Raw genomic sequence first — 13,499 nt, forward strand, 5'->3', positions numbered from 1 at the left:
TTTATACTTTAGGAGTAATCTCAATAAGCTGCAGGGGGAGACAATGATGAAACAAAGAAAGCTGGCCGCGCTGTGCTTGGGTGCCGTCTTGGTATTGTCGGCTTGTTCCAATAATGCGGGGAATTCGGGTAATGCAGGCAACGCAGGCAATTCCGGAACGGGTGCAAATGCAGGGGGAAAGAGCAGTGCAGCACCGGCCACGGGCAAGCAGGACCCTTACGCCCCGATGACTGATCAGGTCACAATTACCATCGGCAAGGAGGCCGCGGTTGATCCGAAGCTGCCCGGCGGTTCAACCGTGGAGGATAATGAGCTGACCCGTTATTTCTCGGAGAAGCTGAATGTGAAGTACGTCAATGCCTGGCAGGCTACCAGCTCGGGGGATGCCTACCGCCAGAAGGTAAGCCTTAGCCTTACCGGAGGCGAGCTTCCCGATGTGATGGTGGTGGACAAGCAGCAGCTGGTTCAACTGGTCAATGCCGATATGCTTGAAGATTTGACCGCTGTCTATGACAACTACGTTTCTCCAAGCCTGAAGGGGGCTTATGACTCGACCAACGGCTACAGTCTGAACTCGGCTACCTTTGACGGCAAGCTGATGGCTTTCCCCAATGTGAGTCCCGGCGCCGATGCGGAGAACCTGCTGTGGGTGCGGCAGGATTGGCTGGATGAGCTGAATTTACCGGCTCCCAAAACACTGGACGACATCATTGCTGTAACGAAAGCGTTCCAGGAGAAAAAAGGGGCCTCCGGTATTCTCGGAACCCAGCAGATCGTCAATATCGGCAACAGCCAATACGGCTTTGATACGATCTTCAGCTCCTTTGACGCCTATCCGGAGCTCTGGATCAAGGATGACCAGGGCAAGGTAGTATACGGTTCGATTCAGCCGCAGATGAAAGAGGCGCTCGCCAAGCTGCAGGAGATGGTGAAGGATGGATTGATAGACCGCGAGTTTGCGGTGAAGAAGCCGGAGCAGGCGACAGAGCTGATCGTCAGCGGCAAAGCAGGCATCTTCTTCGGACCATGGTGGCTGCCGTATTCTCCGCTTAACGATGCGGTCAGTCAGGATTCCAAGGCGGAATGGGCCGCTTATCTGGCCCCTGAGGGCAAGGACGGCAAGCTGAACACCCATCTGGCCGCGGCTAGCGGCAGTTATCTGGTGGTCCGCAAGGGTTATGAGCATCCGGAGGCGGTGCTGAAGACGCTGAATCTGCAGTTTGACGTTGACCAGCTGCAGGGCGAGGGAATTGTGCAGCAAGACCCTTACCAATGGATGAATATGCCGTTCTCGCTGCTGCTCAGCAACTATGATGACAAAGAGAAAAAGGCGCTTGCTGTTCAAGCTGTTATTGACGGCACCGCATCGGCCGACACGCTCCAAGGGGAAGCCAAACAGGTGTATGAATCCTACCTGAAGGATAAGGAAACGCCGAAGAAGGATATGGCTGCCTGGTCACAGCGTCATGCCTTCCTTACAGGCGCGCTGGTGCTGGCCGGAGACGGCGTCACCCAGAAGCAGGGCGTCTTCTACGACCAGACGGATACGATGCGGACGAAGTGGGCCAACCTCCAGAAGCTTGAAGACGAGGCGATGCTGAAAATTATTATGGGCTCCGAGTCCGTTGATTATTTCGACAGCTTCGTGGACAAATGGAAGTCCCAGGGCGGCGACCAGATTACGAAAGAGATACAGGCGGCAACCGACAAGTAAACGCCAGCCCATAAAGCGGTAGGAGTTGGAATGGGGGAGAGATATGAATAAGAAGAGCAATGCGCTTCAATACCATCTGATGCTTGCTCCGGGAATGCTGTTTATTATCATCTTTGGCCTGGTCCCCTTGTTCGGCATTGCCATTGCATTTCAGGATTTCATACCGGTCAAGGGGATATCAGGCTCCAAGTGGGTGGGACTGGACAATTTCATCTACATGTTCCAATTGGATGACAGTAAACGCATTCTGTTCAATACGCTGTATATTTCGATTTTAAAAATGCTGATGCAAGTCATTGTGCCCGTAGGGACCGCGCTTCTGCTGCATGAGCTGATCTTTAACCGGGCCAAGCGCTGGTTCCAGACGATCATTTATCTGCCGCATTTCCTGTCCTGGGTAATTTTAGCGGGGATTCTGACGGATATGCTCTCAGAGCAGGGCATTGTCAACAAGCTCGTAAAGGGAGTATTTGGACAGCCGGTCTTTTTCCTGGGAAGCAATTTCTGGTTTCCGATTGTCGTAGTGCTGAGTGATGTGTGGAAGGAATTCGGCTTCAATGCCATCATATTTCTCGCAGCGTTGACAGCGATCAATCCGGCCCTGTATGAGGCGGCTGAGATAGACGGGGCCGGGCGGCTCCGCAAAATGTGGAGTGTCACCCTGCCGGGCATCCTGCCGACGATTGTGCTGATTACCACGCTCAATATCGGTCAGGTGCTGAATGCCGGTTTCGATCAGATTTACAATTTGTACAATCCGCTGGTGTACCAGTCGGGCGACATCATCGACACGTATGTCTACCGGATTGGCCTGGTACAGTATCAATTTGGCCTGGCGACGGCTGTCGGCAGCATGAAATCGCTGGTGGGCTTCATTCTTATCTTTGTATCCTATCGGCTGGCTGCGAAGTACGCCAATTATCGTATTTTTTAAGTGAAGAAGAAAAGCCTTAACCGCAATCCTTGCAAGGAAAGGAGGTACGCTTATGCTGCCCTCAGCCAAACAGCGCATTAAAACGGCCGATATCCTGTTGCTGCTGCTTATGCTGTTCATTACATTGCTCTGCCTGCTGCCGCTGGTCTATATCATTTCGCTCTCGCTAAGCGGGAAATCGGCGGCTGCGGCCGGCAAGGTCACTTTGTTTCCAGTGGACTTCACCTTCTATTCCTATAAATATATGTTAAGCGACCATCGTTTTTTCGAGGCTTTTGGGGTCTCGGTCAAACGGGTGCTGCTCGGGGGAGCCATCAACTTTGTGCTGACGATCCTGATGGCCTTCCCGCTGGCCAAGGAACGGTCGGAATTCAAGAGCCGGAATCTGTATATCTGGGTTATCGTCTTCACGATGATGTTCAACGGGGGTCTAATTCCCTGGTATATGGTAATTAAAAACCTGCATTTAATTGATACCCTTTGGGCCCTGACACTGCCGACCGCTGTTCCGATCTTTAATGTGATTCTGCTTATGAACTTCTTCCGGAATCTCCCGAAGGAGATTAGCGAAGCCGCCACGGTGGATGGAGCGGGCCCCTGGCGGATGCTGCTGACCATTTCCGTTCCGCTGGCGATGCCGGCGATTGCCACGGTTACCCTGTTCAGTGTAGTGAATCATTGGAATGCTTTTTTTGACGGCATGATTCTGATGAACAAGCAGAGCAATATTCCGCTGCAGACCTATATCCAGCAGCTCGTTGTGCAGCCTGTAATCTCATCGACAACCCGGGCGGAGGATTTGATCAACTTTTCACAGCGCACGTTCAATGCCGCCAAGATAGTAGTGACCATGCTGCCTATACTGGTTATCTATCCTTTTCTTCAGAAATATTTCGTATCGGGCATTACCCTGGGATCGGTCAAAGAATAATGGAGGAGTTCATCATGGATATTCACAATCCGGTGCTGCCGGGTTATTGGGCCGATCCCGGACAGTTTGATATCTCCATCTACAACGAAGGGCCGCATTTGCAGAAAAAAGACGGCAGATACTGGCTCACATGGAGCAATTACGATACACGTGATCCGCGTTACCAGATCGCTTACGCCTTCAGCGGCAGTGTCTATGGTCCCTACGAGGTTCCAGAGAACAACAGGCTTACACTTGCTTCTGCCCATGCTGTCGGCACCGGCCATGCTTCACTAACGAACTATGGCTCCGATTGGTATTTACTCTACCACCGGCTGGCAGATCCAGAGCATAGTCTTATGCGGGAAACCTGTCTTGGAGTTGTACAATTTGCGGAAGAGAATACCCCTTTTGTGGTAGTCGACTGATGTCCCGCGTCTGGTTATATCAATGCTTCAGCTTGGGTTCATGGGAAAATAATTAAATAAAGGTTGCGTTTTTCTCCACACTCTGTATAATGTATTTTGTTTGGCAGACGAACCAACCTTTAAGCTGGTGTAGCTCAGGGGTAGAGCAACGCACTCGTAATGCGTAGGCCGGGGGTTCAATTCCCTTCACCAGCATCAGTGAGAACTCAATAGTGGCGCGGCTTTCCGGAATTCCGGGAGCTGCGCTTTTTTTATGGATTAAGGGTGAGCTTCTGACATTCTTCTAATCTTTACTCCGATAAAAAGAAGCACGAAGCAATCTCCTATATGAATTCTTATAGTATGTTATAAATGTCGCCACCGGGCGGCTTTTTGGACTGATGAAGCCATGCTGAATAAAGTTTATTTCTAACGATATACTACTTCATAAGAGGTGGTAAAATTTGAAACGGACCCATGAAGAAAATATACATAGCATAGAAAAACAACTCTGCGAGCGTTTCAAGAACAGCACGGATTTTATCCAACAGGATGTTACTATAGATCATCGTCAATGTAGAGGGTATTATTTCAACAGTCTGGTCAATCTTCCTGCAACTTTAGTTCAAATCAACCAACAAATTCAAGGTGAAGCCAGCGAATCTCATGCGGATAAGTTCACTTTGGAAACTGACCTATCCTTGGAAATATTATCGGTTGGGCTGTTGCAGGGGAAACTTGTCTTGTTCGATCTTGAAGGATTGTCCATGGTTATTTCACCTGAGAAGACCGAGACCTCAAGGTCGGTAAGCGCCCCCGAGAGTGAAAACCCCCTTCAATCCGCATTTGACGCCTTCACGGAGGATATCGACACCAACATCGGTCTGCTGCGCAAAAAATTGACAAGTGACCAATTGGTGATCGAGACCCTCTTAACAGGCGTACGGTCCACCAAGAAACTTGCAGTCGTTTATCTAAAGGGAACCGCCCCGGCAAAAGTCATCGGATCCATCCGTGGAAAACTTGAAGAGAACAAGGAACAGGAGGTAACAACAGTTCGGGATCTTGTGCGCATTCTCGGGCATCCCAAGTTTACAATCATACCCACCTACATCTCATCAGAACTTCCGGGAGAAATGGTGCAGAACTTGATGAATGGAAAAGTGGTTATTTTAATGGACCAATTCTCCTTTGCCTTTGCCTTTCCGGCAATTATCACGGATTTATGGTCCACTACGCTGGACGTGAATTATCCATATCCTTTTCAGATTTTTCTGCGGACCGTGCGCGCTATCGCTGCATTACTCGCCATCACTCTCCCTGGATTGTACGTCGTGCTGAATTCGGTGAACCCGGAATTGCTGCGCATTCAGCTAGCGATCACGGTAGCGAAGAGCAGAGAAGGGGTCCCGTACCCGGCTTTAATTGAGATGCTGCTGGTGATGCTGCTGCTGGAGATGATCATTGAAGCTACTATTCGCTTGCCCAAAAATATCGGTCCCACAATTACGATGATCGGGGGCATTCTTCTGGGCCAGGCCATTGTTCAGGCGAAACTCGTCAGTAATCTGCTGATCATCATCCTGGTTGCCTCCGCCATTGCCAATTTCGCTCTGGTCGGGTACGTGAACACAACGGGAATACGAATATACAAATACGTGGTCATATTCATCAGCGCCTTTTTCGGAATATGGGGGCTTGAGGCAGCAATGATCTGGATTGTCCTATATCTCTCCTCGCTGAACATATCCTCTGTTTCTTATTTAAGCTTCAGCTTGAAAGGAAAAGCTCCGGATGAGTAAGACGCAAATACTTACGCTGTTCATACTGCTGCACCTGGCTTCCATTTTTGCCGTTTTCCCCGAACGGATCATCTCTTCGACTTCTGAAGGGCATTGGGTGGCCATCACGATGCTTTTTGCGGTGGAATTCATGGTTCTTTGGCTGTATTTGAAATCGTTGAAGCGGTTTCCCGGGAAAAGCGCAGTAGATATATGTCTGGGATCGCTTGGAAGCTGGGGAACAAGGCTCGTCGTTTTGCCGATGATCGTCTTTATATCCATTGAGCTTCTGCTGCTCATGTACTTTCAAGAGGTAGAGATCAAAGCGGTCCTGCTTCAAAGAACACCTGCGCCGGCGACGCTTCTTCTTTTTATCTCCCTCTGCTTCTATGCGGCCTGGAAAGGGTTAGCGGTCATGATCCGGGCAAGTATCGCACTCAGCATACTCCTGATGCCATTCATCTTGTTTTCCATGCTGATAAGCATCCAGAATTTCAGGGTCAGTTATATTTTTCCGATCTGGGATACCCATTGGACTTTTTTCACCCAGCCGGATTTTTATGTGTGTACGGTTATTTTTGCCGGTTTTTTGTTTCTTGGCATGATACCTTCGCATCAGCGAATCCGTTTTGGCCATGCGTCTGTTGCATTGGGTATTGTTTTTGTGCTGGCATTGGGGTCAGTATATGTTCCGCTGCTGGTGTTTGGACAGGAGACAGCAGTGAACTTCCAGTACCCGATGCTTATGGCATCGGACACGATTGACTTGCAGTGGGTTGTCTTCGATTGGCTTCCCAGCTTCTATGTAGTTGCTTCCAGTACTCTTGCTGTGCTAAAGGTGTCCGTGTTGTTATGGTTACTGGTTATGCTGGCGCATCGCCTGTTCTTGCCAAAGATTGGCGCCGTATGGATTCTTGCAGGGATATGCACTGCCTTGTATTTGATTTCTCTGTTGATTCCGGATGTTAAGGCGCTCGATACTTATTTATATCTGAATTCCTTCTTCTGCCTGTATAGTGTCGTAGGTTTTCCGGTCATCGTATTTCTGGCCTCCCGGTGGCCAAGAAAGCGGGTGAGATAATGAGCTTGCGGGTGCTAAACACGCTAATCGTAGCGGCGCTCATGGGAATACTGCTTACAGGATGCTGGGACACGAAGGACATCAACAAGCAATATTTGCCTGTCGTGATGGGGGTAGGAAAAGGGGATACCGAAAAATACCGAATCATTCTTCAAATCCCCGATGCATCAGGAAAAACACAAATTTTGGACAAAGAAGCAAAATCCATTAGCAAAGCCATCGACTTGATTCGGACCGACTCGGAAAAGAGCATTGAACTGGTGCATTTGAGATTGCTGCTGATCGACAAGCAGATTGCCAGCCAAGGTATTGAGAATCTGATAAATTTTGCAGTAAGGGCAAATGATATTTCCATTAAAGGGCTGGTCGCTGTCATCGACGGCAGCTTTGAGAAGACGATGTATCATCAAATATCGCCGACTCCGGAAATCTCATCCTATGACTATTTTAGCGAAGATGCCGGGTGGACCCCCAATCAATCGATTGTCCGCATATGGGAAGCCTATCAGAGCCTTAATTCCTATTCAGAAGACATGGCCATACCAATGCTCAAAAACGGTGAGCGGACCTTGTTTACTTTTAAAGGCACGGCTATTATGCGGGAGGACCGCTTGGTGGGTACGCTGAACAATGAAGAAACACTGTTGTTCAATCTGTTTAAAGGAAAATATACGGGAGGAACCATTGAAGTGGCTCAGAACACCAGTGTTCTGATTGACAATGCTAAAATCAGGCATAATGCGAGTTGGAATGGGAACAGGCCATTGCTTCAAACCGAAATCAAGCTTAATGTGCTGATTACAGAGAGCCCGGAGGGAAAACCCAATTCGAGGATTGAAAAGGAACTTAGGGAACAACTTAGCGGGCAATTCAATGAGACAGCCAAGAAAATCCGGGCCTTGGGATCCGATGTCTTGGGTGTGGGCATGCTGTTTCGTCCTGAATTATCTGAAAAGCAGTTGAAAGACTGGAAATCAAAGTGGTACCCGAAGCTGGAACAAGAGATTGACGTTAAGATCAATGTACTTAACGAAATTTATTTTAAAGAGAACGTAACCGAACAAGGGGAGCGGGGACGCATGCTAAAAAAAGAGGCGGAATAATAAAGGGCAGTATCCCTGATTTATTCAATAATAGCGCGGCTTTCCGGAATTCCGGGAGCCGCGCTTTTTTTATGGATAAGGGCGATCCTCCAACCTTCTTCTAACCTCCGCCCTACCCTTAGAGCCATCCCCGGTTTCATGTTCTGATAACCCTCATGTTGTTAGGTAGCAAGAGAGGAGTTTACGTAAGACTGCTCATTTGTGAACATTCTGAAAACATTATGCAGTTAGAATGAACCGGTATGCAAATAATAAGTATTACGAATAAGGAGGCAATGAATTGAGGAAATTTATCACCAAGTCACTTTCAATGGCGCTGATCCTGATCATGGTATTGGGACTCGGGACCAATGGATTGACTGCTCTGGCGGAGAATGTCAACGAGGGTGCGCTTCAGAGTCAAGCAGATCAGCCTATTACATTGCTGGAAGGTAATTCAAACTGGAAGTATGTTGATGACGGACAGGATCAAGGCACGGTGTGGCAGGCCGTCTATGACGACTCCAGCTGGAACACGGGACAGGCCCCCTTGGGTTACAAGGATAATGGCAGCGGAGTGAGTACTGCCGTATTTGGCGGTCTGAAGACCAATATTAGTTATGGCAGCAATAAATCGGATAAATACCGGACTTCGTATTTTCGCACGAATGTCAATGTGGATATAGAGCAATTAAGCGGTTTTGATAAAATCGAAGGGACGATCGCGTTTGATGACGGCGTCGTCCTGTACTTAAATGGTGCGGAAATTTATCGTGAAGGCATGCCTGCCGGAGCGGTAAATTATTTAACCGGGAGCACTTACTCCAACAGTGACCCCAATGTCTCCAAGGTTAATCTGACAGATATTGTGAAGGCGAACCTGAAGGACGGGGACAATGAACTTGCGGCAGAGGTTCATCAAGCCAATGCAACCAGCTCGGACCTGTACTGGGATATGAGCCTGACCGCCTATCCTGCGGCTGGACCTGTGCTTCCCGGTGAAGGCAAGCCGGAATCCGTCGCACTGACCTTTAACGGGGATCCGCAGACCAGCATGGGGTTTGCCTGGTATGCTCCGGAGGCGGTAACAGGCACTAAGCTTGAGGTGGTGGAGGCTGCCAAATTGCAGGGAGGCGGGTTCCCGGCGGAGGGTCTGCTTACCTTCGAAGGTACATCGTCAACTGCGAACGTCTACCAGTCCAAGGCAGATAAGTCTGCCGGGAACGCCTCAGTGATCTCCAGCCATAAAGTAATTGCGGAGAACCTCCGGCCGGGCACGAAATATGCCTACCGGGCTGGCGATGGACAAGACGGCAACTGGAGTGATGTTGGAACCTTCACAACGGAAGCTGCGGAGAACGCACAATTCCAGTTCCTGTACACTACTGATTCCCAGGGTACCACTGAAGCGGATTTCGACATCTGGAACCACACTCTGCAGGAAGGGTTAAGTGAATTTCCGGATGTGGAATTTATTCTGAATTCAGGAGATCTGGTCGATAACGGAGATTTGGAGGAGCAATGGGGCTGGTTCTTCGAGAAGCCGAAGGATATTCTGCAGAATATTCCGCTGGTTCCTTTGGTCGGCAATCATGAGAGCAAGAGCTACAGCAATTATACCGGACATTTCAATCTTCCGGATGTTTCTAAGACAGGCGCTAAACCGGATGGCTCGGTGTATTCACTTGATTACGGCCCGGCGCATTTTATGGTTCTGAACACAGAGTATTACGGAACAAGCTCCAGCGCGGAAAACAATGAAATCTATAATAAACAAGTGGAATGGCTGCGCAGTGAGGTAGCCAAGTCAGATAAGAAATGGAAGATTGTGCTGCTGCATAAATCTCCATATTCGGTAGCTAACCATACCAAAGATACCGATGTGCTGTTCTACCGTGCCCAATTGACGAAGGTCTTCGATGAGCTGGGCATCGACATGGTCATTGGCGGACATGATCATACGTACACCCGAAGTTATCAAATGCTGAATAATGTGCCTTTGACGAATATTGTTCCGGATTCAAACGGCACAGTTACAGATCCTGACGGGACGCTCTATCTGATTACCAATGCTGCGGGCAACAAGAAATACAACGTAGCTTCAGGTACCTTCCCGTTCGCAGCTAAATACGAGCAGCCCGGCAAGGAAATGTTCACCGGGTTCACCGTTTCCGCGAACGAATTAAGCTACAAGGCATATACAACGACAACCGGAGGAACAACGGACCTCTACGACAAGTACAGCATTCATAAGTCGGACGTGACCGTTCCTTCCGTTCAGAATGCACAAATGGTTACTGGCGCTGACGGCAAGCTGACGTTGACCTGGGAGGCGCCGGATACGGGGCTGCCGGTGAACGGCTACCGTATTTATGAGAACAATGATCTCCTTGGAGCCAATTGGACTACGCTGGTCTCAACGGAGCCGGGAAAAACGGCTTACAGCTATACAGTCGATAATCCGGATCCTGCGCTGGACTACCAGTTCATGATTAAGGCAGTAAGCGGCCGGAATTATTCCGCGGCAGTGACGGCCGGCCAGCCTGCGGTGAGCAAAGTGACTGTTACCTATTATGGGGATCCGCGCAGTTCCAAGGGATTCACTTGGTATACACCGCTGAGCGCGAAGAACAGTGACTTGCAGGTAGTGGAAAAAACGCAGGCTGCACCGGACTTTACCGGAGCCGGTACATTCAGCGGCCGTTCTGCAGTCTCCACTAATGCCGCAGGAGAACTGGTGCACAAGGCAGAGGCAACGGGGCTGAAGGCGGACACCGCTTATTATTTCCGTGTGGGCGACATGTCGCTGGGAATCTGGAGCACGGCAGGAACCTTCCGTACAGCGCCTGAGTCTGGCGCGTTCACATTCGTTGACCTGGCGGATACACAGGCGAAGACTGAGGATGAAGCGATTCTGTCCTCACAGACTCTTGCTAAGGCTCTGGCGGCGGTGCCTGAGGCACAATTTGTGGTTCATAACGGAGACATTGTGGACACGGGAACTAACGAAACTCAGTGGGACTGGCTGCTGGGCCATTCTCAGGACAGTTTGCTCAACACCACAATAGTTCCTTCTGCCGGCAATCATGAAGATGAAGCCAATGCGTTCTATGAGCATTTTGATATCCAGGAGGCGCCAGGCTCGGCAACGGAGACCGGAGCTTATTATTCCTATAATTTCAGCAATGCCCATTTTGTGGTGCTGAACAGCAATGAAGATTCCGAAGCCTATGCGAATTTCAGTACAGATCAGGTGGAATGGCTCAAGGCAGATGTGCAGGCGGCTAAGCAGGCCGGAGCGCGCTGGATTATTGTCAATATTCATAAAGGGCCTTATACAACCTCCAATCACGCTACCGACAAGGATATCATTGGCGCAAACGGAGTGAGATCGAAGATCGCGCCGCTTATGGCGGAGCTGGGCATCGACTTTGTACTGCAGGGGCATGATCATATCTATGCCCGCACGAAGCCTATCCAGGCAGACGGAACTGCCGCAGCCACCGACATAATCACCGAATCCCTGAATGGGGCAACGGTGGAATACACTGTGAATCCGGATGGCTCCATCTATCTGATTCCAGCCACAGCCGGAGCGAAGGTATATTACAAGAACAAGAAAGCTGAACTGGGCGAGGCCTATTACAACCTCTTTGAAGTGGCTGACGAGAATCATGCTGCACCGTACGGACCGGACCCGGGCGACAGCTCGCGTCCGAAACGCGGCCAGATCCAGAACTTCGTAGGCATTACGGTCGACGGTGACAAGCTGACTGCAGTGTCCTATGAAATTGACCAGAACAAGAATAATGCTGAGCCTTACATTATTGAACAGTTCGGTATCCTTAAGCAGGAGGAGACCGGAGGAGAAACGCCGGAACCGGTTGAACCGACACCAACGCCGGATCTGTCGACACCAGCGCCTTCTACACCGACACCTGCGCCAACATCGGCACCGACTTCGGCTCCTGCACCTGGAGGGTCGACTGGTACCGTAGCAACGCCGACACCAACGCCAACGCCTTCTGCTACACCGGCGCCTGTACCGGCAGCCACTGCTGCACCATCGGCTGCACCGGCAGGAAGCGGAAGCAGTCCATCGGCCAATCCGGTATTGTCTGATGTAGGCAGCCACTGGGCAGCATCGGCTATTCAAAAAGCGGTTGCGGCCGGCTTCGTCAACGGATATGCGGATAATACCTTCCGCCCGAACCGGGAAGTGAACCGGGCTGAATTCATCACGATGCTCGTCCGCGCGCTGAAGCTTCCGGACAGCGGCGCCGGAGCCTTCAAGGATATGAATGATATTCCCGCTTGGGCCAGAGCTTATGCGGCACAGGCTGCAGCAGCGGGAATTGTCAGCGGTTATGCTGACGGTACCTTCCGTCCTGAGCAGAAGCTGACCCGCTCAGAGTTAACAGTAATGATCGTGAGATCACTGGGAGTAACAGTAGATCTGCAGGCCAAACTGAACTTTGCAGATGCCGGTGACATTCCTAAGTGGGCAGCCCCTTATATTGCCGCAGCTGTAGAGAAAGATCTGATCAGCGGCATCGGGCAGAACCGGTTTGCCCCTAACCAGATTGCAACGCGGGCTGAAGCAGTGACCCTAATAGTTAATCTTCTGGAGAATCAGGTGAACTAAACGAAGAGGTGAGCTTTACAAACAGGTACAGAACTTTATAATGAGTATTATCCCAAGAAATGATATGCAGCGCGGCTTCCTTGATATGGGGGGCTGCGCTTTTTGTTTAGGTATCTGAGGAGGCAGGGCAAGCATGAAATGTCTGACGATTCGCCAGCCTTGGGCAACTTTAATTGCGCTGGGGGAAAAGCAGTTCGAAACCCGTTCATGGCAGACGGCTTACCGGGGGGATTTGGCCATTCATGCCGGTATGCGGGTGGATAAGGCCATATGCGGAACAGAGCCCTATCAATCGGTGCTTGCCCGCTACGGCTTCACTGCCGACAATCTGCCATCCGGGATGATCATCGCGACCAGCCGCCTGGCTGATTGCTGCGGGGTTACGGTGGAGCAGGCGCAGCAGGGCTGGCCGGGCGGGAATGAACATGTCTTCGGCGATTATGCTGAAGGCCGGTTTGCCTGGAAGCTGGAGGAGGTTGTTCCGCTGGCTCATCCTATACCCGCCAAGGGACGTCTAGGCTTCTGGGAGTATCCCGTTCTTGAAGGGGAGCAGTGAGCCTGCTGGAGCAGGATTATAAGGGTGAACGCCAATAATTATTTGTGCGGACTCGCTGTTAGCGGGAATGAAAGGGACCGCCTGCGGGTAATCTTTTTATATATGGAAAGTTTGCTCTGTGCGGCAGTTGCCGCAGGGGCCAATCCGAACCGCCGGGAAGGGGCGTATGCATAAGGGATGGGCAGCCTTCTTATCGCATGGCTTTGTATGCTTTGTTTGTTTATTGCCTTTAAGGATCAAGTGAGCCGGAGGATTTTGTACCCGGTAGCTGTAGTGGTTATTTTTGGCACGCTGGGGTATTGGACGATTTTAATGTAATTTTTATCTGGGTATCAGCTTATTTTCAGGTAGGGGATGTATATTGGGGTTACCAAACATCCCCCGGTGTA

Annotated in this window: 10 protein-coding genes and 1 tRNA gene; all 11 read left to right on the plus strand. The window is 50.3% G+C overall.

The features are described 5' to 3' along the window. Nucleotides 1-43: 43 nt before the first annotated feature. The 11 genes from PBOR_RS02425 (at nucleotide 44) to PBOR_RS37620 (ending at nucleotide 13,284) form a co-directional block, all read left to right on the plus strand. Nucleotides 44-1,714 (plus strand): extracellular solute-binding protein, encoded by a 1,671-nt coding sequence (locus PBOR_RS02425; protein ID WP_042210271.1) that lies wholly within the window; start codon nucleotides 44-46, stop codon nucleotides 1,712-1,714. A 43-nt stretch (nucleotides 1,715-1,757) separates the two neighbouring features. Beyond that, entirely contained in the window at nucleotides 1,758-2,648 is an 891-nt protein-coding gene (locus PBOR_RS02430) for an ABC transporter permease (protein WP_042210272.1), read from the plus strand. 52 nt (nucleotides 2,649-2,700) lie between these two features. Beyond that, nucleotides 2,701-3,579, plus strand: coding sequence for a carbohydrate ABC transporter permease (locus PBOR_RS02435; RefSeq protein ID WP_042210273.1), 879 nt, complete (start codon nucleotides 2,701-2,703; stop codon nucleotides 3,577-3,579). 14 nt (nucleotides 3,580-3,593) lie between these two features. Next, on the plus strand, nucleotides 3,594-3,986 hold the full coding sequence (locus tag PBOR_RS02440) for a family 43 glycosylhydrolase (RefSeq protein ID WP_042210274.1): 393 nt from the start codon (nucleotides 3,594-3,596) through the stop codon (nucleotides 3,984-3,986). Between the two features lie 123 nt (nucleotides 3,987-4,109). Continuing rightward, a tRNA-Thr gene (locus PBOR_RS02445) sits at nucleotides 4,110-4,181 on the plus strand. Between the two features lie 248 nt (nucleotides 4,182-4,429). Further along, the gene (locus PBOR_RS02450; RefSeq protein ID WP_052429297.1) at nucleotides 4,430-5,767 is read left to right on the plus strand and encodes a spore germination protein; all 1,338 of its coding nucleotides are present in this window, start codon (nucleotides 4,430-4,432) and stop codon (nucleotides 5,765-5,767) included. After that, nucleotides 5,760-6,827, plus strand: a complete 1,068-nt coding sequence (locus PBOR_RS02455; protein ID WP_042210275.1) for a GerAB/ArcD/ProY family transporter — start codon at nucleotides 5,760-5,762, stop codon at nucleotides 6,825-6,827. The genes PBOR_RS02450 and PBOR_RS02455 overlap by 8 nt, the downstream gene beginning before the upstream one ends. Beyond that, entirely contained in the window at nucleotides 6,803-7,930 is a 1,128-nt protein-coding gene (locus PBOR_RS02460; protein WP_157763956.1) for a Ger(x)C family spore germination protein, read from the plus strand. The genes PBOR_RS02455 and PBOR_RS02460 overlap by 25 nt, the downstream gene beginning before the upstream one ends. A 280-nt stretch (nucleotides 7,931-8,210) precedes the next feature. Further along, the gene (locus tag PBOR_RS36005; protein ID WP_081971885.1) at nucleotides 8,211-12,554 is read left to right on the plus strand and encodes an S-layer homology domain-containing protein; all 4,344 of its coding nucleotides are present in this window, start codon (nucleotides 8,211-8,213) and stop codon (nucleotides 12,552-12,554) included. A 133-nt stretch (nucleotides 12,555-12,687) separates the two neighbouring features. Then, complete coding sequence (locus tag PBOR_RS02470; RefSeq protein WP_042210277.1) at nucleotides 12,688-13,110, plus strand: ASCH domain-containing protein; 423 nt, start codon at nucleotides 12,688-12,690, stop codon at nucleotides 13,108-13,110. A gap of 24 nt (nucleotides 13,111-13,134) precedes the next feature. After that, nucleotides 13,135-13,284, plus strand: a complete 150-nt coding sequence (locus tag PBOR_RS37620) for a hypothetical protein (protein WP_157763957.1) — start codon at nucleotides 13,135-13,137, stop codon at nucleotides 13,282-13,284. Nucleotides 13,285-13,499: the final 215 nt, after the last annotated feature.

It is taken from the genome of Paenibacillus borealis, from assembly GCF_000758665.1.
Classification (GTDB): domain Bacteria; phylum Bacillota; class Bacilli; order Paenibacillales; family Paenibacillaceae; genus Paenibacillus_AQ; species Paenibacillus_AQ borealis.